This is a genomic window from Streptomyces sp. NPDC054794, from assembly GCF_053611585.1.
Genome location: NZ_JBSHAQ010000042.1, coordinates 24,361 through 47,962, shown reverse-complemented (window position 1 = coordinate 47,962; position 23,602 = coordinate 24,361). Strand labels below are relative to the sequence as shown.

Annotated in this window: 24 protein-coding genes; 19 read left to right on the top strand and 5 right to left on the bottom strand. The window is 69.5% G+C overall.

Translation table 11 applies throughout. The features are described 5' to 3' along the window. Positions 1-125: 125 nt before the first annotated feature. Together ACWGKT_RS34400 and ACWGKT_RS34395 are read right to left on the bottom strand one after the other, a co-directional pair. Positions 126-1,202 (bottom strand): glycosyl hydrolase family 18 protein, encoded by a 1,077-nt coding sequence (locus tag ACWGKT_RS34400; protein ID WP_453276726.1) that lies wholly within the window; start codon positions 1,200-1,202, stop codon positions 126-128. A gap of 109 nt (positions 1,203-1,311) precedes the next feature. Further along, entirely contained in the window at positions 1,312-2,148 is an 837-nt protein-coding gene (locus ACWGKT_RS34395) for a GntR family transcriptional regulator (RefSeq protein ID WP_453276725.1), read from the bottom strand. A gap of 290 nt (positions 2,149-2,438) precedes the next feature. Here ACWGKT_RS34395 and ACWGKT_RS34390 point away from each other — a divergent pair, with 290 nt between their 5' ends. Together ACWGKT_RS34390 and ACWGKT_RS34385 are read left to right on the top strand one after the other, a co-directional pair. Beyond that, positions 2,439-2,597 carry a hypothetical protein gene (locus tag ACWGKT_RS34390; protein ID WP_453276724.1) on the top strand — a complete coding sequence of 53 codons (159 nt, stop codon included), beginning with the start codon at positions 2,439-2,441 and terminating at the stop codon, positions 2,595-2,597. A gap of 145 nt (positions 2,598-2,742) precedes the next feature. Continuing rightward, a complete protein-coding gene (locus ACWGKT_RS34385) occupies positions 2,743-3,216 on the top strand; it encodes an ester cyclase (protein ID WP_453276723.1) in 474 nt (157 codons plus the stop codon). Here ACWGKT_RS34385 and ACWGKT_RS34380 read toward each other — a convergent pair. Then, positions 3,194-3,607, bottom strand: a complete 414-nt coding sequence (locus ACWGKT_RS34380) for a hypothetical protein (RefSeq protein ID WP_453276722.1) — start codon at positions 3,605-3,607, stop codon at positions 3,194-3,196. The two genes, ACWGKT_RS34385 and ACWGKT_RS34380, sit on opposite strands and share 23 nt — an antisense overlap. A 33-nt stretch (positions 3,608-3,640) precedes the next feature. Between ACWGKT_RS34380 and ACWGKT_RS34375 the strand changes: the two genes are divergently transcribed. Together ACWGKT_RS34375 and ACWGKT_RS34370 are read left to right on the top strand one after the other, a co-directional pair. Continuing rightward, on the top strand, positions 3,641-3,763 hold the full coding sequence (locus ACWGKT_RS34375) for a hypothetical protein (RefSeq protein WP_453276721.1): 123 nt from the start codon (positions 3,641-3,643) through the stop codon (positions 3,761-3,763). A gap of 526 nt (positions 3,764-4,289) precedes the next feature. Next, the gene (locus tag ACWGKT_RS34370) at positions 4,290-4,952 is read left to right on the top strand and encodes a helix-turn-helix transcriptional regulator (protein WP_356158079.1); all 663 of its coding nucleotides are present in this window, start codon (positions 4,290-4,292) and stop codon (positions 4,950-4,952) included. 243 nt (positions 4,953-5,195) lie between these two features. Here the strand turns inward: ACWGKT_RS34370 and ACWGKT_RS34365 are convergent, their stop codons facing one another. Then, positions 5,196-5,873 (bottom strand): 4'-phosphopantetheinyl transferase family protein, encoded by a 678-nt coding sequence (locus ACWGKT_RS34365; protein ID WP_453276720.1) that lies wholly within the window; start codon positions 5,871-5,873, stop codon positions 5,196-5,198. A gap of 158 nt (positions 5,874-6,031) precedes the next feature. On the opposite strand from ACWGKT_RS34365, the gene ACWGKT_RS34360 reads away from it, so the two are divergent. From ACWGKT_RS34360 to ACWGKT_RS34325, 8 genes are read left to right on the top strand one after another with little or no spacing between them, the layout of a single operon-like run. After that, a complete protein-coding gene (locus ACWGKT_RS34360; protein WP_453276719.1) occupies positions 6,032-6,766 on the top strand; it encodes a nucleotidyltransferase family protein in 735 nt (244 codons plus the stop codon). 2 nt (positions 6,767-6,768) lie between these two features. Continuing rightward, positions 6,769-8,226: a class I adenylate-forming enzyme family protein gene (locus ACWGKT_RS34355; protein WP_453276718.1), complete on the top strand. Its 1,458-nt coding sequence runs from the start codon at positions 6,769-6,771 to the stop codon at positions 8,224-8,226. Between the two features lie 8 nt (positions 8,227-8,234). Further along, positions 8,235-9,539, top strand: a complete 1,305-nt coding sequence (locus ACWGKT_RS34350) for a nucleotide sugar dehydrogenase (RefSeq protein WP_453276717.1) — start codon at positions 8,235-8,237, stop codon at positions 9,537-9,539. Next, the gene (locus tag ACWGKT_RS34345) at positions 9,532-10,494 is read left to right on the top strand and encodes an NAD-dependent epimerase/dehydratase family protein (RefSeq protein WP_453276716.1); all 963 of its coding nucleotides are present in this window, start codon (positions 9,532-9,534) and stop codon (positions 10,492-10,494) included. Before ACWGKT_RS34350 ends, ACWGKT_RS34345 begins: the two co-directional genes overlap by 8 nt. Continuing rightward, a complete protein-coding gene (locus ACWGKT_RS34340) occupies positions 10,491-11,462 on the top strand; it encodes a glycosyltransferase family 4 protein (protein ID WP_453276715.1) in 972 nt (323 codons plus the stop codon). The genes ACWGKT_RS34345 and ACWGKT_RS34340 overlap by 4 nt, the downstream gene beginning before the upstream one ends. A gap of 6 nt (positions 11,463-11,468) precedes the next feature. Continuing rightward, entirely contained in the window at positions 11,469-12,668 is a 1,200-nt protein-coding gene (locus ACWGKT_RS34335; RefSeq protein WP_453276714.1) for a DegT/DnrJ/EryC1/StrS family aminotransferase, read from the top strand. Continuing rightward, a complete protein-coding gene (locus ACWGKT_RS34330) occupies positions 12,665-14,554 on the top strand; it encodes a hypothetical protein (RefSeq protein WP_453276713.1) in 1,890 nt (629 codons plus the stop codon). The genes ACWGKT_RS34335 and ACWGKT_RS34330 overlap by 4 nt, the downstream gene beginning before the upstream one ends. Next, positions 14,551-15,606, top strand: a complete 1,056-nt coding sequence (locus ACWGKT_RS34325; RefSeq protein WP_453276712.1) for an alcohol dehydrogenase catalytic domain-containing protein — start codon at positions 14,551-14,553, stop codon at positions 15,604-15,606. Before ACWGKT_RS34330 ends, ACWGKT_RS34325 begins: the two co-directional genes overlap by 4 nt. 27 nt (positions 15,607-15,633) lie before the next feature. On the opposite strand, the gene ACWGKT_RS34320 is transcribed toward ACWGKT_RS34325, so the two are convergent. Further along, positions 15,634-17,037, bottom strand: coding sequence for an aldehyde dehydrogenase family protein (locus ACWGKT_RS34320; protein WP_453276711.1), 1,404 nt, complete (start codon positions 17,035-17,037; stop codon positions 15,634-15,636). A 413-nt stretch (positions 17,038-17,450) separates the two neighbouring features. On the opposite strand from ACWGKT_RS34320, the gene ACWGKT_RS34315 reads away from it, so the two are divergent. From ACWGKT_RS34315 to sbnB, 7 genes are all read left to right on the top strand, one after another. Further along, complete coding sequence (locus ACWGKT_RS34315; RefSeq protein ID WP_356158049.1) at positions 17,451-18,392, top strand: 3-oxoacyl-[acyl-carrier-protein] synthase III C-terminal domain-containing protein; 942 nt, start codon at positions 17,451-17,453, stop codon at positions 18,390-18,392. Positions 18,393-18,412: 20 nt separating this feature from the next. Further along, positions 18,413-19,258: a hypothetical protein gene (locus ACWGKT_RS34310; protein WP_453276710.1), complete on the top strand. Its 846-nt coding sequence runs from the start codon at positions 18,413-18,415 to the stop codon at positions 19,256-19,258. Beyond that, positions 19,255-19,956, top strand: a complete 702-nt coding sequence (locus ACWGKT_RS34305; RefSeq protein ID WP_453276709.1) for a hypothetical protein — start codon at positions 19,255-19,257, stop codon at positions 19,954-19,956. The genes ACWGKT_RS34310 and ACWGKT_RS34305 overlap by 4 nt, the downstream gene beginning before the upstream one ends. Continuing rightward, on the top strand, positions 19,953-21,101 hold the full coding sequence (locus ACWGKT_RS34300) for an acyl-CoA dehydrogenase family protein (protein WP_453276708.1): 1,149 nt from the start codon (positions 19,953-19,955) through the stop codon (positions 21,099-21,101). The genes ACWGKT_RS34305 and ACWGKT_RS34300 overlap by 4 nt, the downstream gene beginning before the upstream one ends. Before the next feature lie 85 nt (positions 21,102-21,186). Further along, positions 21,187-21,447 carry an acyl carrier protein gene (locus tag ACWGKT_RS34295; protein WP_356158175.1) on the top strand — a complete coding sequence of 87 codons (261 nt, stop codon included), beginning with the start codon at positions 21,187-21,189 and terminating at the stop codon, positions 21,445-21,447. A gap of 102 nt (positions 21,448-21,549) precedes the next feature. Then, positions 21,550-22,530, top strand: coding sequence for a 2,3-diaminopropionate biosynthesis protein SbnA (gene sbnA / locus ACWGKT_RS34290; protein WP_453276707.1), 981 nt, complete (start codon positions 21,550-21,552; stop codon positions 22,528-22,530). Beyond that, entirely contained in the window at positions 22,530-23,591 is a 1,062-nt protein-coding gene (gene sbnB / locus ACWGKT_RS34285) for a 2,3-diaminopropionate biosynthesis protein SbnB (RefSeq protein ID WP_453276706.1), read from the top strand. The genes sbnA and sbnB overlap by 1 nt, the downstream gene beginning before the upstream one ends. Positions 23,592-23,602: the final 11 nt, after the last annotated feature.

Here is a 23,602-nt window from a genome sequence, read left to right as displayed (position 1 = left end):
GCCGTGCCAGCACCAGGCCGGGAACGCCGCAACAGCGGTTCACAAGCCGCGCACCCCGGGCCTGTTGACCTGGAGAAGCGGGCCACGCAAAGGCAGAATGCGGAGGACCGCCGACGTGTCACCGATCAGCGACGGAACCAGGGGTTGCCCCCGCCGAGGGACCATACCGAGACCTTGGTGACGCCCAGGTCCGCCAGGACGGCCAGCTTGCGGTCCATGGCGGTGCCGTCGACGTAGTCGTACAGGACGCCGCCGGATGTCCAACGAATCTCGCCGGACGACGGATCGCGACGCCTCTCCACCGTTGCCGGGTCCCTGGAGAAGCCGGGGCTCTGCTGCATGACGCTGAACTGGATGTTGCCGGTAACGGCGTTCGGATCGCAGGGCGCGGGAGCGCTGTAGCCGTACGAGGGCAGCCCGATGACCAGGCGCGAGGGATCCGGGACCTTGCTCTTGGCGTAGCCGGCCACCTTCTTGAGCCAGTTGAACGGGGTGATGGGCAGACACCGGGTCCCCGCCGGAGTGTCGTACTGATCGTCATAGGCCATGATGGCCAACTCGTCGACTCCGGCGGCACTGACCTGCGCGTAGTCGTACCACGGCGCATCCTCGGTCATCGCCGGTGCGTCGACCTGAAGCCGCTTCCCGTGGGCGTGCAGGGACGAGGCGAGCTGCCGGAGAAACGTCTTGTAGTTGGCGAAGTCGGCGGTGCTCCAGGACCAGTAGTCCTCGAAGTCCACGTCGACGCCGGAGAGGCCGGCGTTGACGACCAGCGTGGTGAGCTGCGACACGGCCTTCGACCGCTTGGTACTGCTGCTCACCAGCGCACGCACGTCGCCCGTCGTCATGGCGGAGGCCGTCGGGTACTGAAATGCGGAATGCTTCTTGAGGTCGCGGACGTTCGCCGGGCTGTAGCCGTTGCACAGACCGTCCGCGGTGGTCTCCAACCTCAGGGTGCCGTCGGAGCTGACGGCCCAGTACTCGGGCTTGAGCGCGCCTGACTTCACGCGGTCGTCGCTGTACTCGGCAGGGGCGGTGCACTGCGAATCGCCGGGCGAGCCCGGGTAGAGCCAGGCCTGGAGCTGTATCGCGGATACGTCAGCAGGCCTGCTGGGCGTGGGGCAGCTTACGGCGATGCCTGTGGCCAGCGCCGTGACCGCGCATGCGGCCGCGACGGCGGTGGAGATTCTGCGAAAACGCATGCCTGTGCCTCCGTGGGGCGTGGGGATCGCCGCAGCGACCGGGCGGCCGACGCGGATGCTGAGGAGTTGGTTACGGGTCTGTCGGCACTCGGCCCGACCGGTACGGTGACTACTCCTGGCCGGTCCAGTAGGGATCCATGACGAGGGTGTCCGCCCCAGGGACGGATGACGCCGCAGCCCAGGAGCCACCGACCACCTGCCCGCCGTCCGGCCGGGGCGACAGTGTCAGCTGGGTGTGGATCCGGTAGCGGTCGCCCCGGTAGACGGAGTGGGTGAACTCCACGGCACGGCCCTGGGAGTCCGCGGTGACACGCTCGAAGAGCAGCGCCGGTGTGTGCAGCGGCACCTCGAGGAGTTCCGCCTCCGCCTCGTCGGTCACGGTGGGTTCGATGGTCTGCTCGGCGTCCGTGAGGAGAAGGCCGTAGCGGTGGCCCAGAAGCTGATACAGGGAACCGGTTTCCACGTCGCTCGTTGTCAGGCCGGGGACCAGGGCCGCGGGCAGGTGCAGTGTCTCGATGCAGATGGGTGCGTCGTCCACCAGTCGCAGACGGGTGATCCGCAGGACCGGCTCGCCCGGTGAGAGCCTCAGTCGCCGGCCGAGCCGCGGCCCGGCCAGAATGGTGCGGAAATCAACTGTCCGGCTGTGCCAGGTGCCGTTGACTCCGCCGATGCCGAGGAGCGGGCCGGGCGTCCCGGGCGGCTGGGCCAGGTGCTGGGCGATCTTGGCTTTGGCCACAAAGACGCCACGCCCGTGTTCGCGGACGAGCTGGCCGTCGCGGACCAGGTCGTCGACCACCGACCGCAGGGTGGGGCGGGACACGCCGAGCTCGTCGCACAGCTGCCGTTCTGAAGGGATCGGACGTCCGACCGCCGTTTCTTCGACAAGGTCGAGAAGGCGCTCGCGGATCCGCTCCCGCTTCTGCCAGCGACTCTCATTCTTGACCATTAACGCACCAATTCTCCCTGCAGGTGAACCATGCCGACGGTGGACGTGAACACCGGAAGCTCCGGGTCACGGAGCTAGTGCCGCATCGCCCGAACCATGCGGCTCCAAGCACGTGACGTTGACTAGATACTTACCCAGGATGTGACCACTCGTCAATGAGTGGTAAAAATCTGGTTGTTCGGTCGGCGGCCTCCCCACCAACTGCCGTCGGGCCGCCGTGACCTCGCCAGCCACTGGCTTTCCCGGATCGGAGACTCCTGTACTACCGCACCTCCAACCACGGCGGATCCATGTTGCGCGCCGTCGTCGAGGTCGACCGGGCCACCATGGGACCCGAACGGCTCGCCGCCAAACTCACCACCTACGCCCGCCTCCACAACTACGTACCCGCGCTCCCGCCCGGACGCCCACGCACCGCCGTCGGACAGCAGCTCCTGGAGGAGTACTAGCGGTGCAGTTACACACCCCGGGCGCTATGGAGCACGTGGGGAAAGGATCCCGTCGACACCGGGCGGACAGCTCCGGACAGGAATGGACAGCCACCACTTCTGCCGGACCTGGAAAGTGGACACCGTCCCTCGCGAGACTCGCCCCATGAACCTCCAAGGAACGCAGCCGCGGGAGACGTCAAGCGCTCCCCAGGGCAATCGCGAAGCCACGCGGACGATGCTGGACGCATGGGTCCGACTATGGAACGGCGACCTGGCTCAGGCCGCAGTCATCATCGCGCCCGATTTCCGTATCCACGCCGCCCTCCTCGACGGCGGAGACGGTAGCAACCTGCCCGGTGTTGACGGCCTGGTGGCCTGGATCAGCCAGATACGTGCGGCCTTCCCGGACCTGCACTTCGCCGTCGAAGTCCCCCCGCTGATCGACAGCGACTACGCATCCGTGCGCTGGACGGCCACCGGCACCTACGCCGGCGGTTTCCCCGGCGCCCAGGCCGAGCCCGGCACCGTGGTCACTTTCACCGGCACCGACACCCTCCGCCTGGAGGGCGGCCGCTTCGTCGAATACTGGATCAACTCCGACACCCTGGAACTGGTCAGGCAGCTCCAGATGCAATGACATACCGATCCATCACCCGACACACCATCACCCAAAGGAACGTCACCATGAAGTTCGGCCCGGCCCGTGCCACGACCGCGCTGATTGGTGCCACGGCCGTCTGCGCCACTTTCGGCACCACAGCTTCCGCCGCACAACCCGCCGAACAGCGCCTGCCGAAGGCCGTTACGGCCTGGGCCGCCGCCTGGAACGGCACCGACCCCCAAGCGCTCGGCGCTCTGTTCACCACCACGGCACCTACACCGACCAGTGCCTGGGCGTCACCTTCCACGGCCGCAAAGAGATCGCCGCCTGGAAGGCCCGCTCCGACTCCCTTATCAACAACATCCACGTCACCGTCCGAGCCGCATACCGCGACCACATCACCATCAAGGCCGTCTACGCCGGCCACCTCAAGGGCGCGCCCAAGCCCTTCGCCGTACCGATGGCCACTCTCCTCGAACTCGACAACCGCCACCGGATCATGTCCAACCAGGACTACGACGCTCTCAACGCCGTCCTCGCCCAGTCCGGCCTGCCCGCGGACTGGACCCCGCCCACCCACTGAGCGGCGAACCGACGTCTGTCTGGTTCTTGCTGGTCGGCTCAGGCCGACTTTCCAGCAGGTCGAGGAGATGCAACTCACGCCCCGGGTGATGTGGAGCGCCGGGGGCGTGCAACTGCCGGTTCCTGATGGCCCACCGACCACACACGATCGGCGGCTTTCGCTGATGTACCGTCATAATGTGTTCTCTCATCGGGTAGTTGAGTGTTCCACTGTGACGCAGGTTACGCGGATCTCACCCCGGCAACGATTAGAGTGTGCCGTGCGAGGGCTGCCCGGCGGGTGAGCCGGTGGCGGCCGGCACCCCTTTCCGTGCGCGACCGTGGCCTGCTTGCTGTTCACCGCGACAGCGTTCATACGGCGGAGTGTCGGCACCCGCGCCCGCAGCCCGCGACACAACTCTGGCCTGACGTACCGCAGTCCCATGCATGGCAGCGCGATAGAGGTGCCCTGCACGCGCCTCGCACGTGCGTGAGCCGCATGCGATCACGACGAGGGAATTTCCTCCCTCGGGACCTAGGGAAAAGCTATGCAGACTTCCAGTACCCGCAGCGGCGATGACATCGATGTCGCTATTCTCGTGGATACCGAGGTGCTCTCTCGCGGGATCATCTCCCTGCTGACACAGATCTCGCGTGTGACCATCGTGAGTCAACGAGGACTGCCGTCGAAGTGGCCAGATCGCGCGGCACCCGACCATGCGCGTTTGATCATGACCACACTTTCGACATGGAAGACGTTATCGCACGACGACCTGGCGGTCGGGAGGACTCGGCCCTTCGTCCTGCTGATCGGCGATGACATCCACGGCAGGGACATCTCACTATCCGGTGAACTTCCCTGCGACGGAGTGATTTCACTCCAGGAAGCCACTGTCTCCACACTGGACGACACATTGCAGCGCACCGTCAAAGGGGAGGTACCCCTGCCGGCGCGTCTGGCGCGCGAGCTCCTCGCGGCGAGTCGAGGGCGATTGCGACACCACTCGACGGGGCGTTCCGTTGAGTTCACGGCGCGCGAGAAGGAGACCCTCGACTTGCTGACTCAGGGATACAGCAACAAGCAGATCGCGAAATCACTTGGCATATCGTCACACGGGGTGAAGCGACTGGTGGGGGCCATATTGCTCAAGTTGGGTGTCCCGAACCGCACGACGGCGGTCATCATAGCGATGAATGAGAAACTGATATAGACCGGCGAGGACGCGTCATCGGTCAGGAAAAAATGCAGGAGATCAGCTGGTGCGTCGGCCGTGCTCGGTCCGATACCGGCCCGGGGCGCCCTGCCTCTCTCCTGCTCCGCAGAACGCAGCCGGCCGCATGCGGCGGCGCAAGCTCCGTCGCGGGCCGTCTCCTTTCCGGCGCGCCCTTCGGCCGGCAGCCTCGAACAACGGGCCCGCGCGAGACCCCACACGGGTCCCGCACAATCGGCACGTCTACTGGGCGGACCAACGGCGGAGGCCGACTGTGAAGTCACCCGGTCCGCGCAGAGCCACGGCGGCACCGTAGCCGGGAAAGGAGCCGAGGTCTCGCACCCGCCACTCGGCTCCGTGTGAATCAGAGACCAGCAGAGGCGATTCGCCCAGGGTACGGAGCCGTATACCGTGCGGGAGCATGGTGCCACCCGCAGCCTTCACACACGCCTCCTTACGGGTGAAGAGCTGAGTGAACAGACGTGCGCGGGCGGCGTGGTCAGCGGCGGCGACGGCCGCGGTTTCCTCAGGGAGAAACAGCCGAACCGGAGGAACTGCGGCCCAGCGGACAGCGATCCGCTCGACGTCCACACCGACCTCGCGATCAGCGACCGCCAGCAGCGCCAGGTCATCGGAATGACTCAGGCTGACATGGGGAGCGCGGGCCAGGTCGGTCAGTTCCGGTTTGCCGTGCGGCCCTGTGCGCCAACGTATTTGCTCAGGCTTCGCGTTCAGCCGCCCGGCGAGAATCAGCCGGGCGGCGCCGTGCGCCACCGCGTACCGGGCGCGGGCCGTCGGATCGAGCAGCCTCGCGCATCGCGCCCGTTCCCTGTCGTCCAGTTTCGCCTTGAGGCTGCCGAGGGCGGGCGCAGACACCTGCAGACCGATGGGCCAGATTTCCACGTGATCGGTGGCAGTCACCCGGCGAAGTTAGGCCCCGACCCGAGCCCTGGCAATCGACCGGTTCGGGCCTGGCAATGTGTCTAGGTCGTTCTGCCGAACCCCTGGGAGTTGGCTGCCCTGTGGGGATCGTGTGGGATCGGTGCCGAAGGTCAGAAGGCCCACCGGATCGGAGGGACATGCACGCTATTGTCATCGCCGGGGGGAAGGGCACCAGATTGGGTCCCCTGACCGCCAAATCCCCCAAAGCACTGATGCGTTTCGGTGATCGCTCGCTGCTGGAGATCACCCTCCTGCAAATGAGGCGGGCGGGCGCCACTCGCATCACCCTCTGTGTTTCCCATCTCAGTCACCTGATCGAGCGCGAATTCGGCAACGGCCAACGGCTCGGCTTACGCATCGACTACTGCCACGACCCGGGCCGACTGGGTACGGCAGGCCCTTTGCGTCATGTGTCCGACTGGAATTCCCCAGCGCTCGTCGTGAACTGTGACATCCTCACCTCGCTTGATTTCGGGCGTCTGCACCGTGCGCACTGCGAGTCCGGACGGGTCCTCACCATCGCCACCAAACGTCGTGACATCACGGTGCCTTTCGGGGTGCTTGAGGTAACGGACCAAGGTGCCGTGCAGTCGATCAGCGAGAAGCCGACGCTGTCGTTCGACGTCTCCGCCGGCATCTACGTGGTCAATGCCGAGGTACGTTCGCGGATATCCGCCGACGGGCCGATGGACATGCCTCTGCTCGTCCAGACCCTGCTGGAGAACGGCAGTTCCGTAGGGGCGTCTCCATTCACCGCCCGGTGGCACGACATCGGTACGCCCGACAGCTACCAGACAGCACAAAACGAGTACCTCGCGGACCCGCACGCCTTCCTCGCGCCGGAATACGTCGCCGCCATGGCTGAAAGGTAGTCATGGAAGATCTGCTGTACCTGGTGGAGCGGCGCGCCCGGGAGTGCCCGGACCGAGTGGCCGTGCGCGTCTTCTCGCGGGGCGATTGGACCGACACGTCGTGGAGCCGGCTCGACTCGCTGGTGCGGATGACCGCGGCCGGCGCGCGGGCTCTGCGGGCCGACGCCCCTGTCCTGCTGGTGCTGGACAACACCGCGCACGCCATCGCGGTTCTCCTCGGGCTGCTCCGCGCCAATGTGGACGTGATATGCGTCGAGCGCGGCAACTCGCACCTGAGGGACTCCGGTTCAGTCTTGCGCCAGGTGGCCGTAGCGGCCCTGATCGAGCCCGACGGCAACGGCCTTCCCGACACCGACGCGTCCGCGGACCTGCCCTTCACCCGGCACACTTACGCCGATCTGCTGTCCAGCCCGCTGACACGGACGCCCCAGTCGACACCGAACACATCGTCGGTCCACCAGCTGACGTCGGGCTCCACGGGCGAGCCTCGCATCGTGCGCCATACAGCCGCGTCGATCGGCCGGGGCGGCGCCATCTACCGCGACCTTTTCGGCTACCGGCCGGACGACAGGGTCGTTCTGCCGGTGCCGCAAGCGCACTCCTTCGGCATGGTCGGAGGCGTCGTGGCAGGTCTGCTGTCCGCTGCCGCCGTCGTCATGCTCGACACCTTCAGCCTCACCACGGTGCACCGCGCGCTCGCTGACGGTGGCACCGTGCTGCTCGGTACGCCGTTGGTGTACCGGCTCCTCGCTGCCGCGCCGCCTCCGGACAGCCGACTGCGCCTCGCGCTCTCTTCCGGCGGCCCGATGGACCCGGACACGGCTGACCGGGCCGAGCGGGCACTGGGGGTGCGGGTGGCCCAAGTCTACGGAAGCACAGAGACCGGCATCATCGCCTACCAGGCGCCCCGTGCTGAGCCGTGGCCGGAGCAGGCCGTGGGCCTTGCCGCGCCCGGTGTCACCTGGCGGGTCGGCCCTGCGGGCCTGGTGGTCACGACCTCAACGATGTTCACCGGCTACCTGAAACCCGGCGGTGTCGCACCGTTCGAAGCGACCGACGGCTACGCCACCGGGGACGTCGCGCGGATCGACGCCGGCGTGCTGTACCTGACCGGACGCAAGGACACGTTCGTCAACGTCGGCGGCCGCAAGGTCAACCCGGCGCGTGTCGGGCGGATCGTGCTCGCGCACCCCGCGGTACGGGAGGCTCACGTGTTCGCACTGGACGGTGCCTCCGGCGAGCAGGAGGTCCACGCCGCCGTGGTGGCCCCGGCCGTGAAGGCCGCGCGGCTCACCGCCCACTGCCGGGAGCGGCTCGCGCCCCATGAAGTGCCGCGGCTGCACTTCGTGGACCAGCTGCCGCGCTCGGCGCTGGGCAAGGTGGACCTTTCCCGGCTGCTCGCCGAGCTCTCCCCGGCCGCTCCTGACGGATTGCCCGAGACCCATGAACCACGAAAGTGAGGCCCACCGTGGACACCAAACTCAGCCCAGATGACGGTTACACCGCGGTCATCGGTCTGGGATACGTGGGGCTGCCGCTGGCCGCCGCGCTGGCCGCCGCCGGCTCCCGCGTGGTCGGCATCGACCAGGACCCCGCGGTACGCGCCGCCGTCGAAGCCGGCACCCCCCTCTTCCGGGAGCCGGGACTGCCCGAACTGCTGGCCGAGGTGAGCGACCGGTTCACCGTGACCGACAAGCTGCCCGACGCGCGTCCTGGGGCGGTGATCGTGTGCGTCGGCACGCCGCCCGAGCCCGGCACCAACCAGGCGAACCTGACTCATCTGCGGTCAGCAGTCGGTATGTTCGCCCACGCCGTCGACGCCCACTGCCCTGTGGTGATCCGCAGCACGGTGCCCGTCGGCACGTGCCGCGAGGTCGTACTGCCCGAGCTGAAGGCCCACCAGGACGCGCCGCTGCTCGCCTTCTGCCCCGAACGAACCATCCAGGGCCGCGCGCTGGCCGAGATCCGCTCCCTGCCCCAGATCATTGGGGGCCTCGACCAGCGGGCCGCGGCCGCCGCCAGCCGGCTGCTCGCCCCGGTCGTACCCGAGCGGATCACGGTGTCCAGCCTGGAGACCGCCGAGATGATCAAGCTGGTGTGCAACTCGCACACCGACCTGATCTACGGGTTCGGCAACGAGGTCGCGCTGATCGCGGAGGCGCTCGGGCTGGACGCCAGTGAGGTGATCGCCTCAGCCAACCTCCGCTACCCCCGCCCGGACATAGCCCGGCCCGGGTTCGTCGGCGGCAGCTGTCTGGTGAAGGATCCGTACATGCTGCTCGACGCGGCTCGCCGGGCGGGGCACGAGGCCACCCTGGTGGCCTCGGCACGTGCGCTGAACGAACGCGTCCCCGAGCACGCCGTGCAGCAGGTTCTCACGGCGCTGGCGGCACGCGGCGTCGACCTCGCCGACGCCACCGTCATCGTCTGCGGCATCGCCTACAAGGGCAGGCCCGAGACCGACGACGTCCGCGGCTCCGCCGCGACCTCCGTCCAGAACCTGCTCGCCAACCGTGTCGCCCGCCTGCTGGGGCATGACTTCGTGGTGGCCGACAGCCGCGTCTCCGCCATGGGCTTCGAACCCTCCGAGCTGGCCGACGGCCTCAGCAAGGCGGACGCCGTGCTACTGCTGTCGGACCATCCCGGGTACGCCCTGCCCGACGTGGCCGGGCTGCTTGCTTCCTCTCCCGTCGTGTTCGACATGTGGGGCATGTGGGAGGACGCCCTCGCGGACACCGCCGGCATCGAGTACATGAGGTTGGGCCGTGGCTGAGCACGCACTGATCACGGGTGGAGCCGGGTTCATCGGCGCGCACCTCGCCCGACGGCTGCTGGACGAGGGCGTGCGGGTCACGCTCGTCGACGACTTCTCACGCGGCAGGCAGGACGAGATGTTGGACCAGCTCGCGTTGCGGGCCACGCTGGTTCGGCACAACCTGACCGAGCCGATCCCCGAGGGGGTGTTGCCCAAGGACGTGGACACCGTTTATCACCTCGCGGCCGTGGTCGGCGTGCAGCGCACGGCCGACAGCCCCGGGCGGGTGCTGCGCACCAACGTGCTGGCCGCCAGCAACGTTTTCGACTGGTGCGACGAGGCCCGGCCCGGCACCGTCTTCCTCAGCTCCACCAGCGAGTTCGCGGACGGCGCCGCGCAGTCGGGCCTGGCGTCGTTCCCCACTCCGGAGGACGTGCCGTTCCTGCTGGCCCGACCGCACTCGACGCGTGCCAGCTACGCATTGAGCAAGGCGGTCGCCGAGAGCATGCTGATGTACCGGGCCGGACAGACCAGGGTGCGAATCGGCCGCTACTTCAACGTCTACGGGCCCCGGATGGGGCATTCGCACGTGATCCCCCAGTTCATCGGGCGGATTCTGGCAGGCGAGGATCCATTCCGCGTCTACGGCTCCGAGCAGACCCGCGCCTTCTGCCACGTCGATGACGCAGTGACGGCCACCGTGGCGCTCTCGCGGTTGCCCGGCGACGAACCCGTCCTCGCCAACATCGGCGACGACTCGCGCGAGATCCGGATCGCCGACCTCGCCCGGCTGCTGCTCGAACTGGCCGGAGTCTCTCCACGGCTGGAGATCCTCGATTCACCCAGCGGCTCGCCCGAACGACGGCTCCCGGACCTCTCCACCCTGCACACGGTCTTGGGCGCCCGCGAGACCGTGCCGCTGGAGAAGGGGCTGCGGCAGATGCTGGACTGGTACGGGGCGGAGTCCTGGTGAGCCGCATCGCCACCGTCACGCACCGCTGCGGCCCGGGGCGCATCTGCGGCTCGGAGCGCATGGCCCTGCGCACCGCCGAGGCGCTGACCGCGGTCGGTCACGAGGTGATCGTGGTGGAGAGCGCGGACGGCTGGCCCGACACTGCGCCGGACGTGGTCCACGGCTACGACCTCGCCGAGCCCGAGCTGATCGTTCAGGCCCACCGGTTTGCGGCCGACACCGGAAGCCGTTTCCTGCTCACGCCCGCCTCCGCGCCCCAGCTCTGGCCCGACGCCGAGGTGGGTGCGCAGCTGTGCAGCGCCGCGGACCGGGTGTTCGCGCTGACCGACCACGAGGCAGCCGCGCTGTGCGAGCGGGGCGCAAGGCCCAACCGCGTGCGCCTGATTCCGCAGGCCCCCGACCTGTTCGGCATCGCCGACCCCTGGGGCTTCCGCGAACGCCACGGCATCACCGGGGAGATGGTGCTCTTCCTCGGCCGCCGTATTCCCTCCAAGGGCTACGGCGTGCTGCGTGACGCCGCGCCGGCCGTCTGGCGTGCCCATCCGGACACCACCTTCGTGGTGGCCGGGCCCCGGGGCGACGCTTCACCCTGGGACCACCCCCGGGTGCGCGACCTCGGAATGGTCGACGACCAGACCAAGCACGACGCGCTCGCGGCCGCCTCCCTACTGTGCCTGCCCACCAGCGCGGACGTCTTCCCACTGTCGTTCACCGAGGCGTGGGCCTGTGGACGCCCGGTGGTCAGCGGCTCCTTCCGGGGCGTGCACGAAGTCGTCCGGGAGGGCGTCGACGGCATGGTTGTCGATCCCGAGCCGGGCGCGGTCGCGGACACACTGAACTGGTTGCTCGCCGACCCGCAGGTGCGGGAGCGGCTCGGTGCGGCAGGCCGGCGACGCGTGAGCACCGAGATGACCTGGTCCCGCGTCGCCGAGACGATCACGGCTTCGATCCCGTCAGCACGGAGGTAAGACCCTGTGGGGCCTGAAGACACCCGGCGCAACGTGGCGTTCGCCGACAACACCGTCGGCCAGGAAGAGACCGAGGCCGTTCTGGCCGTCCTGCGGTCCGGATGGCTCTCCGCGGACCGCGAAGTCCGGTCCTTTGAGGAGGAGTTCGCGGCGGCGGCGGGAGCGGAGGACAGCGTCTTCGTCAGCAGCGGCACGGCCGCACTGCACCTGGCCGTCCTCGCGCTGGGCCTGCGGCCCGGCGACGAGGTGATCATGCCGTCCCTCAGTTTCGTCTCGGCCGCGGAGGTCTGCGCGCTTCACGGCATCACCCCGGTTTTCGCCGACATTGTGTCCGAGGAAGACCTGACCGTCTCCGCTGCCGACATCGAACGGCTCCTCACACCCCGGACCAGGGCCGTCGTCGTGATGCACTACGGCGGTCACGCGGCCGGCGTCGAGGACGTAGTGGCCCTCGCCGAACGGCACGGCCTGCGCGTCATCGAGGACTCCGCGCACGCCCCACTGGTCAGGCGGCCCGGCGGCATGCTCGGCACCATCGGCGACATCGGGTGCTTCAGCTTCTTCGCCACCAAGAACCTGACCACCGGCGAGGGAGGAATGGTCCTCGCCCGTCAGCCCGAGCTGCTCAGCCAGGTGCGGAGCATGCGCTCGCACAGCATCGACGGCTCGTCCAGGAGCCGAACCGCCTCCGGATCAGCCGGCTACGACATCGCCTCGGTCGGCCTCAATTACCGCCCCACCGAACTCGCCGCGGCCATCGGCCGGGTCCAGCTCGCCAAGCTCCACAACGACCGGGTACATCGCGGCCGCATCGTGGCCACCTACTGCCGCGACCTCGCCCACATCCCGGATCTCGGGGTGCCGTTCGCCGGGAGGACGGACGAGCCCGCGGCCCACCATCTGTTCCCGGTCCTGCTGCCGCCCGGGCACGACCGGGACCGCATCAGGGACCGACTGCGCTCGGCCGGCGTACCGACCTCCGTGCACTACCCGCCGACCCACTTGATGACGTACTACCGCCACGGCGCCCCCGAGGCGGGCGGTCTGCGCGACGCAACGGCCGGGCGGGAACACCTGCCGCACACCGAGGCCGTGGCGGACCGCATGCTGTCCTTGCCGCTGCACGCCAAGCTCGACACGTCGGACGCCGCGTACGTGGCGGTCCGGCTCTCCGAGGCCCTGGCGGCGGAAGGAGCCGGCGCATGACCTTCAGCATCTCGGATGGCCGGCTGCTTCGCGATGGAGCCCCCTTCGTGGCGCTCGGGACCGACTACCACCCCTCCGCCGCCGGTTGCCGCTGGTGGGCCGACTGGGACGAGTCGGCCGTGCGTGAGGACTTTCACCGGATGGCTGCCGCAGGGCTCAACTCCGTGCGGTTCTTCCTGTTCTGGCGCGACTTCATGCCCGACGAACGGACGGTGGACCACACCGCCCTGGCCCGGTTGGAAGCTGCCGTCTCCGCGGCCGAGGAGGCCGGACTCGCCTGCGTTCCGTCCCTGCTGACAATCTGGATGAACGGCCAACGCCTGGACCTGCCCTGGCGTGCGGGCCGCAGTGTCTGGCGCGACCCGGCCATGCTCACCGCCGAGGAAACGTACGTCCAGGCGGTGGCCAGGAGCCTGCGCGGGCGCGGCAACGTGCTGGCATTCGACCTCGGCGACGAACTGTGGAACATCGACCCCGCCGACGCGGCGAGTCTCTCCAGCGAGCAGGTGGCCGCCTGGCAGGGCCGGCTCGCCGACGCGATCCGCGAGGAGTCGCCGGGCTCGCTCGTCCTCCAAGCGAACGACGCCTCCGCCGTCTTCGGCCACGGCCCGTACGGTTGCGACAACCAGGCGGAGCTCGATCTGGCCGGTCTCCACGGCTTCCCCCCGTGGACCCCCGGCTGCATCGAGTCCACCCTGTCGTACAAGGCCACGAACCTGCCCGCCTTCCTGGTCGCCGTGGCGGCGGCGTACCGCCCGCCCCTCGTGGACGAGTTGGGCAGCTACGGCGTCAGCGAGGAGACCGCCACGGCCTACCTGGGCGCCGCGGCGGCGTCGGCGCTGGCGGCGGGCGCGGGCGGCCTGTTCGTCTGGTGCTGGCAGGACATCGCCTCGACCGCCGAGCCCTACCGCGAGCGCCCCGCCGAACGTTTCGCGGGACTGCACACCCTGGACGGCACCGAGAAGTCCACGATGGCCGCCTATCGGAGGGTCCTCGGTGCGGCGTCCGCCCTGTCGGTCGAGCGCCCGCCGTCCCCCGTCGGGTTGTTCCTGCCGCGGCGGCTGCGCGGACAAGGCGGCTCCTATCTGGACGCGGGCGGAAGCGCCGTCGAGACCTTCCACGCCTTCCTGCTGCTGAAGCGCGCCCACCTCGACTTCGAGGTGGTGTCGGCGGCCGAGCGCACCCTGCGGCCCGACCTGCGCCTGCTGATCTGCCCGGCACCGACACACCTCACCCAGGACGACCTGGAAGCGTTGCGCAGGTACGCGGCGGGCGGGGCCACGGTCTACCTGTCTCTCGGCGACCACCTGCACGGCCTGCCCGGCACGGACCTGATCGGCGCCAAGATCACCGACTACGGGTGGGACGACCAGGGCAAGCAGGCGCTGTGCTGGGGCGACCGGCGCTGGCCCGTCAGCTGGAACGAGACCATGAAGCCCACGTCGCTGGAGGCCACCACCGGCGAAGTCGCCGCCGTGTACTCCGACGGATCACCCGCGGTGGTAGTTCAGCGGGCAGGGCGGGGCCGCATGATCTTCACCAACCTCCCGGTCGAGTCCCAGTTCCGCCGACCGGGCTCGCTCACGGCGACCGCCTGGCACGAGTTCTACCTGCGGCTGGCCGAGTCGGCCGGCGTGCGACCCGCCGTCGACTGCCCGGAACCCGACCTCGAGGTCGTACGCGGCCGGACCGCCACCGTCGTGATCAACCATGCCGCCCGGCACATCGCCACCGACATCCGGGTGGCAAACACCCGCTATGGCGTCTCCCTGCCTGGCAAGGATTGGACCATCCTGTTGGACGACACCAGCCCGGCCCCACACGCGGGCCCGGAGCACAAGACCGCCGCCGACGATCCGGCCCGTACCGAGGGAGCCTTCGTATGAAAGCGGTCGTCTACCGCGGACCCGGCACAGTCGCCGTCGAGGACCGCCCCGACCCCGCGCTCACCGGACCACGTGACGCCATCGTCCGAGTGACGGCAACCGCGGTGTGCGGAACCGACCTCCACCCGTACCGGGGAGAGGTGCCGCAGTTCGAGGAAGGCACCGTCCTCGGGCACGAGTTCGCCGGCACCGTCGTGGAGGCCGGCGAGCAGGTACCCCACCACGTCGGCCAGCGCGTCTTCGCCTCCGACATCATCGCCTGCGGACGCTGTCGCGCCTGCGCGAGAGGCATGCACTACCACTGCGCCTCGGTGGGCCTGTTCGGGTCCTCGACGCTCGTGGGGAAGCCGGTCGACGGCGGCCAGGCCGAGTACGTGCGCGTCCCCTTCGCCGACATCGTCCTGCACCCCACGCCCGACGACGTGTCGGACGAGCAGGCAGTGTTCGTCGGGGACATCCTGTGCACCGCTTACGCGGGAGTCGAGGCCGCCCGGATACGGCCGGGGGACGTCGTGGCGGTCGTGGGGGCCGGTCCCGTCGGCGTGCTGGCGGCGGCCTGCGCGAGGGTCGCCGGCGCGTCCGAAGTCATACTGGCCGACCCCGACCCGCGTCGCCGGGACACCCCGGTCGGCCGGGTCGTGGAGCCCCACGAACTGTCCGACACCGTCAGGGAACTCACCGACGGGTGGGGAGCGCACGCCGCCATCGAAGCCGTGGGCAGCCCGGCCGCTCTGCGCGGGGCCGTCCAGGCGATGGGCCCGCAGGGGACCGTCGCGGCGATCGGTGTGCACCATGCCGATGCCGCTCCCTTCCCCACGGGCACCGCCTTCGCGAAGGAAGCCGCCCTGCGCTTCGTCGTCGGAAATCCGCTGGCGGTCCGTGCGCCGGTGCTCGCCCTGATCCGCGCCGGGCTCATCGACCCCACCATCCTGATTAGCCACCGCCTGCCGCTTTCGTCGGCTGTGGAGGCGTACTCCCTGTTCGAAGCCCGGGAGGCCACCAAGGTGGTCCTCAGCGCGACCGACGGGCCGTCTGCGGGTACCGGCCGCTGAGCGTGCCGAGGGGCGGCCGGGCTCGCGTCATCGGCCCGGCCCGGCCCGGTGGGTGACCGCGATCCGGGTGTATTCCAGCAGTCCCCAGTAGCCGTACTCCACCCCGAGGCCGGAGTCCCGGCTGCCCCCGAACGGCACGTCGTGTCGCAGGTCCCCGTGGGTGTTGATCCACACCGTTCCGGCGTCGACCTGCGCCGCCAGCCCCTCGGCCAGGTCGGGGTCGCCCCACAGCGACGCGCCCAGGCCGTACTCCGTGACGTTGGCGGCGCGGATTGCGGAGGCGGTGTCGTCGTAGGCGAGCACCGGTATGACAGGGGCGAACTGCTCCTCCCGCTCCAGCCTGCTCGCCGGCGGCAGGTCGCTGACGACCGTCACCGGATGGAAATGGCCCCCGCCGACGGGCACTTCGCTCTGCGCGACCACCCGGGCGCCGTCCCGGACGGCCTCCTCCACCATCGCCGCCACGCGCGGCACGTGCTCCCCGGCGGTCAGCGGGCCGTACTCGGTGGACGGGTCGAGGCCGTCGCCCAGCCGGGCCCGGCGCGCAAACTCGCCCAGCTGCTCCACCAGTTCGGCGTGGTTCCGCCGCGGCACGTAGACGCGCTTGATCGCGGCGCAGAACTGGCCGCTGTTGACCAGGGAGCGGGCGAAGAGTTCCGGCGCGACGGCCTCCAGGTCGGCACCGGGCAGCACGATGGCCGGGTCGTTGCCTCCCAGCTCCAGGACCACCCGCCGCAGCCCCGCGGTCGCGGCGATGGCCCGCCCCACAGCGACGGAGCCGGTGAAGGAGATCAGGTCGACCTTCGGGTGGCGCGTCAGTGCGGGGCCGAGCTCCGCGCTCCCGGAGAGGGCGTTCAACACTCCGGCGGGCAGCGCCTTCGCCAGGACCTCCACCATGCGCAGCGTGGCAAGCGGGGTGAGCGGGGACGGCTTGACCACCACGGTGTTGCCGGCGAGCAGCGCCGGCGCGATCTTGCAGACGGACAGGATGAGCGGGAAGTTGAACGGCGCGATCGCCGCGACCACACCGCGCGGCACGCGCCGCATCGTGACCGACGCGGTGCCGTCGTCCACCAGTGGCTCGACGCCGAGCCGCAGCGCGGCGGTGTCACCGAACCACGAGGCCGACAGTTCCGCCTCGGCACGGGCCTGAGCGAGGGGCTTGCCCTGCTCCATGGTGAGGAGTGCGGCGATCTCCTCCGCGTGCTCGGCGAGCACGTCGCCGCAGCGCCCCACGAAGGCCGCCCGCTCCTCAAGGGACCGCGCGGCCCAAGGCGCAAACGCTCGCGCAGCTGCCTCCACCGCCGCACCGAGCTCTTCCGGGGCGCACGCGGGGGCCTCCGCCGCAACCTTGCCGGTGGCTGGGTCGACCACCGAAAGCGTCTTCCTGGTTACGACCGGCCGCCCGTCGATGGTCATGGGAATGGTCATAAATGCTCGCCTCCATTGGTCCGGAGCATTCCCGGACGTGCTCGCTCAAAGGATCGCCCCGATGGAAAGCCGGAACCGGTGGCCGACCTGCCGTGAATGCTCACGCAGGCGAAAATGGGCGCGCAGAGTGAGCGTGACCCGTACGGCATCCACACATGACGGAACGGAGCGCGCCACACGCTGTGGTGACCGTACCTGTGTACCACCAGAACTTGGCGCGGCACGGGCCGACCGGCGGCTCCGGGGGGTCATCGCCGCCCTCCCGCGGCGGATTTCGCCTGGTGGGCCCCCCATGCCGGGAGCGTGGTCTCTTGGTACCTACCTGAAGCGGTAGGTACTTCGGGCGCCCGGGGGACGCTACCGGCCCACGGGCGGCTTTCCGATCCTTGATACGCGCATGCCTGGATCGGGAGGTGCCCTTGACATCACTGGCTGCAGTATCGGCCTATCTGCCCGCAAAGAGCGAGTCAATAGCCGAGTATCTGCGCGCATATGGGCTCAGCGAACGCGAGATCAAGATTTACAAGCAGTATTACGGCTTTTCCGAGATCCGGACGGACCCGGATCTCGGAATGGCCGGTCAGCTCATCGCGGCGGGGCGCGGGCTGAAGGAACTGGCCGGCCAGGAGGACCGCGTACGGTACATCCTTCAGGCCAGAACGATGCCGGTCGCCGTCCCGTATCCGCTCAACCCCCTGCACGAGGCGCGGGACGCCCTGGGGCTGAGGAATGCCCAGGCGTTCTCGCTCAACCAGCAGGCCTGTGCCTCCGCACTGATGTCGGTCGAACTCGCGGGCCGGATGCTGGCCGAAGACAGTGAGCCGGACGCGCTGGCGCTGGTCTTCGTCGGGGAGAAGACCTTCACCACGGACGCCCACGTGCTGGGCGTCACGGCCGTCATGGGCGAGGGCGTCGCGGCCATCCTCGTCCGCGCCGGCGCCGGCCGTGACCGGCTGCTCGGCTTCGCCTCCCGCATCCTGGGCGAGTTCCACCGCGGGTCCCGGATGACGCCGGAGGACCACGAGCGGTGGGCGGACCGCTACGCCGACGTGCTGGGCGGCGTGATCACCTCCGCGCTCGACCAAGCCGGCATGACACCCGGGGACATCGACCTGGTCCTGCCCCACCACGTGAACCGGCTCTCCTGGCTCAAGGTGCTGCGAACCCTCCAGATCGGCCAGAAGGACCGCATCTTCATGGACAACCTCCCCGTGGTCGGCCACTGCTTCGGCGCCGACGCGTTCATCAACTACTGCTCGGCTCGGGACTCCGGACGGCTCAAGCCCGGTGACCGCTATGTCATGACCGCGGTCGGTCTCGGCGCCACGTTCTCCGCCATGGTCTTCGAGCACTGAGCCGGAAGGAACGAGCGACGTTGTATATCGGACCGCAGCCGGACACCGCCCTGGCGGGATTGCGCTTGGCCCGCGTGGAGCACTTGGAGTTCGGCCGGGGCGGCCCCTTCCACGAACTGGACTACCCGTATTTCAAGGACCTGTGGCAACTGTTCGATCTGCACTGGGACGACGGGTACCTCGCCGCGGGCCGCACCACGTTCCACGACATGATCGAGGCAGTGCTGGACCGCCTGGGGCCCCAGCAACAGGGATTCGACGCGGCGATCCTGGCCAACGCCACGCCGGACGCGGAACCAGGCTTCCCCATGCCGTATGTCGAGAACGCCCTCGATGGCACGGGGACCGTGTTCGCCGTCTCCGACCAGGGCGCCGCCGCCGCGTTCACAGCCCTGCGGCTGGCAGCGCGCACCCTGCCTCCGGGCGGACACGGACGGTCGCTCGTGGTCGTCATGGACCAGGCTGCAGTGCTGACGGGGCCTCCGATCCCACAGGACATCCGGCCGTTGCGCGACTCGGCCGTGGCTCTCGTCCTGGAACGGGACGGGGAGATCGGCACCCCGCAGATCAGCCAGTACGTGAGCGTGCCGACGGGCGAGATCGTCGGGCACCTCAGCGCGGTCGCCAGGGACGCCGAACGGATCACCGCCATCTGTCGGCCGGAGTTGGCGCCGTACTGGTCCAAGGCCGACGTGGCCGCGGACATCGTGCCGGTACCCGACGGCCTGCCGTGCACCGGGCTGTGGGCCACGCTGGCCCAGCACCGCGCCGCAGCCGGCGGCGCCGGGCGGGTCGTCCTCGCGGACTACGACCCACGCCTGAAGTACCTCAGCGTCTGCGGCCTCGACACGGGAGCGGCACGATGACGACCAAGACCCACCGGGCCGACACGGCGGGCACCGCCAGCGGTCTGCCGTCCGCCGCGCGGCGCACGCCGGAGGTGGCGGACGCCGGAACGCCGCCGGAGCGGACCCCGGTCCAGGATCTGGCAGCTTTCCACCTGCGGATGGCCGGGACGGGTGCCGCGCTGGTCGGACCGGGCGGGCACGCCCTGGTGCCGACCGACGCCCTGGACTCGATCGAGCACCTCGTCGTGGACGGGCAGCGCCTTCGCCGGAACCCGGCGGCCGAGACGGTCGTCCTGCTGCCCCCGCTCGACGACGTCGTCGCACTCCGCTCCGGGCTGCCGGTACCCGGCACCGAACTCGATGCCGCGTGCCTGGCCGCATTGGCGGGGGTCCGTCACGCCTGGTCGCAGGCCCTGCTGCGGTCGGTCGTGGCCCACCTGGGCAACCGCACGTCCGGCGACCGACTCCTGCTGGACCAGCAACTGGTGCAGGGGGCGCTGGCCGACGCGGTCATCGGGCAACGGGAGAACGAGACCTGTCTCGGCGCGGACGGCGCTGAGCCCGGCGAGCTCCGCCTGCTCCACGACCGGATCACCGAGGTCGACCGCACGCTGCTGAGGCTCACGGGAGCGCACGGCTTCACCGCCGACGGCCCCGGGCGCACGGCCCACCTCTCCGAGCTTGTCTCCCACCTCTACGTGAGGGGCGAAGGATGATCGCGTTGGACGACCGGCTGACGGCGCTGAGGGGGCAGGCAGCGGAGTTCGCGGCCGCGATCCGTCCGTACGGCCTGGAACTGGACCGCGACCCGTCCGCGATCCACCGGCGGCTCGACGTGCCGCTGCTTCTCGAACTGAGCGCGCTGCAGGTCCCGCCGGCCTACCAGAGCGAGCCGCTGAAGGTGGGCCCGTACCGCTTCCACCTGATGGACGCCCTGGAGCGGGTGGTGTTCATGATGGAGGCGGCGCGAGGTGACCTCGGCTTCCTCCTCGCCGCACCGGGTGCGCCGATGGCCGGAGCGGCCGTCGCCATGCTCGGCGACGAGCGCCAGCAGGAGTGGTTCTTCGGCCGGGTGGTCTCGGAACCCACGTGGGCCTTCTTCGCAATGTCCGAGCCCCGGGGCGGCTCGGACGCCGGCGGGATGAGCACCCGGCTGACCAACGACCCCGACACTCAGGCGTTAGCGCTCGACGGCACCAAGCGGTACATCGGCAACGGGACGCGCGCCCAGATCGGCGTGGCCTTTGCCAAACGCGGCCGCGGAGGGCCGCTGTCGGCGACCGCCGTACTCGTGGATGCCGGCGATCCGGGATTCTCCGCCGTCCCGGTACCCACTCTGGGGTTGCGGGGCGTTGAGCTCAGCGAGATCACCTTCGACTCCGTTCCGATACCCCGGGAGCGGGTGCTCGGGTCGCATCTGTCGGCGACCCGTGGCGGGTTGTGGGGCTGGCTGCGCACCTTCAACCTGCTGCGGCCCGTCGTGGCCGCGATGGGAGTGGGTGTCGCCCAGGCCGCGCACGACTACGTCGCGGAACACCGCCCGGGACTGCCGGCGTCCCTGCGCGACGGCCTGGAGCGGCTGCGGCTGGAGATCGAGTCGGTGAGCCGGCTCACTCTGCGTGCCGCCGCCGAAGCCGACCGCGACCCGTCCAAGGGTGAGCTGAGCTCGGCGGCGAAGGTGCGGGCGGCGGCGCTGGCCGAGCAGGCGACCCGCTATGCGAGCCGGTGCTTCGGCACCGGAGGGCTGCTTGAGCACCCGTATCTGGAGAAGCTGCTGCGGGACGCCCGCGGCATCGAGTTCATGGAAGGCGCGGGCGCCATCCAGCGGATGCACGTCTTCGCTTCCGTTCCCCGGCCCTGACGCCGGAACCGCCCACACCCGTCGGTAGTGGGCACGACCAAGCCATCACAGTGGCGTTGCACCACACCTGCGATTAGGAACCATCATGACTGTGTCGTCCGAACACGACACCTATCTCGCCGTTCTCCGTAGCCACCTTCCGGACGTCGGCGATGCGGTGCTGACCGATGACAGCCTCCTGGAGGACCTGGGCCTGGACTCCCTGGGCACGGTCCGCCTGCTGGCCGATCTGGAGGACACGTTCGGCAGGGAACTGCCCGAGGAGGCCCTGCACGAGTCGACGTTCCGGACCGTCGACTCGCTGTGGCAGGCGTTCCAGCGCGAGGCGAAGTCGGTCGTCGACTGATCCGCCGCACCCGGCCCGGGCGCTGCCCCCGCGCGGCTGCCCCTACCGGCCTGTGTCCGTCAGTGGGCCAGTCGAGTCTCTTTGCCAGAGGGGATGTTGTGGATGCCTGTCATATCCGCGGCGCACGAACTCATCGAATCCGACGTGTACATCGACCTCCAACCAACCCTCGGCCGCAGGCTGTACGCGAAGTGCGAGGGTTTCAACTTCGGCGGATCGGTCAAGCTGCGCTCGGCCGTCTCCATGGTCGAGGCGGCCGAGCGGGACGGCGTGATCATGGAGGATTCCATCCTGGTGGAATCCTCCTCGGGAAATCTCGGGATCGCGCTCAGCGTGGTCGCCGCGAGCAAGGAGTTGCGGTTCGTCTGCGTGACCGACCCGCGCTGCAACGAGGCGTCCATTCAGATCATGCGCGCCCTCGGAGCCGAGGTGGTCGTCGTCGACGAGATGCATCCCACGGGCGGCTACCTGCGCAGCAGACAGGACCACGTGCGCTCGCTGTGCGAACGGGACCCCCGTCATCTGTGGCTGAACCAGTACGTCAACGAGGCGAACTGGCGCGCCCACTACGAGACGACGGCCCCGGAGATGGTGAAACGCTTCCCCGACCTAGACGTGCTGTTCGTCGGGGTCGGCACCGGCGGCACCATCATGGGCTGTGCCCGCTACCTCCACGACAACGCATTGCCGACGCGCGTCGTCGCAGTGGACGCCGTGGGCTCGGTGACCTTCGGCAGGCCCCCGGCGCCCCGCTACATCCCCGGGCTCGGCGCCGGCGTGCGCCCGCCGATCGTCGACCGCTCGCTGATCGACGAGGTCGTGCACGTCACCGAAGCCGACACCGTCCGCACCTGCCGGATGCTGGCCCGGCACGGGTTCCTGCTCGGTGGGTCCAGCGGCACGGTGCTCAGCGGCGCGCTCGACTGGCTGGAGCGCAATGACCGGGACCACCGGCTGACATGCGCGACCATCGCCCCTGACTTGGGAGACCGGTACGTCGCCACGATCTACGACGACCCGTGGGTTGTCGACCACTTCGGCGAGCAGGCCTTGCGCTACCCACCCGAGGAAGGCAACCCCTGATGACGAACCACCCCGCCCCACCGTCGTTCGCGGTGATCCCCGGCCGGTCCGTGCAGGCGGCCCTGGCCGGGCGCGAACGCGAGGTCATCGACCTCGTCGAGTCCGCCTACCGGCTGCACGGCTCGGGCGACACGGTCAACCCGCCGTCCTACTTCCTGCGGTTCCCCGACCGCCCGAAGGAGCGCATCATCGCACTGCCGGCCTCCGTGGGCGGTGACGTGAAGAGCGCCGGCATCAAGTGGATCTCCAGCTTCCCCGACAACGTCAGCGCGGGGCTGCCCCGGGCCTCCGCCGTGCTGCTGCTCAACGACCTCGGCACCGGCTACCCGTACGCCTGCCTGGAGGGCTCGGTCATCAGCGCGAGCCGCACGGCCGCATCGGCCGCCCTGGCCGCGACCCAGCTCAGCCGCGGCCGGTCCTCCGTGGGCCGTGTCGGCTTCATCGGCACCGGATTGATCGCCCGGTACATCCACACGTATTTTGCCGCCGCCGACTGGCCGTTCGAACGCATCGGTGTGTACGACACGTCCGCCGATCGTGTCCGGGGGTTCAGCGAGCAGCTGCGGACGACCAGCCGGACCCCGATCGAGGCGTTCGACAGCGCACAGGAGATCATTCGCGCCAGCGACGTCATCGTGTTCGCGACGACCGCCGGCACACCGCACGTCACCGACCCGGCCTGGTTCGGCCACGCCCCGCTGGTGCTGCACGTCTCGTTGCGCGACGTTTCGACCGAAGTGGTGCTCTCCGCCGCCAACTTCGTCGACGACGTCGAGCACTGCCTGAAGGCCCACACGTCGGTCCATCTGACCGAACAGCGCACCGGCAGCCGGGACTTCCTCGACGGGACTCTGTACGACGTGCTCACCGGGAAGGTCACGCCACCCACCGACAGGACGGTGCTGTTCTCGCCCTTCGGACTGGGCGTGCTGGACCTGGCGCTGGGTGCGTTCGTCCACGGGGAGTGCTCCCGCACGGGGGAACTCTCCACGATCGACGGCTTCTTCAGCGAACTGGAGACGCACGGCACCACCGTCCGGCCCGAAGCCCGGGATGTCTGACGTGAGCACAC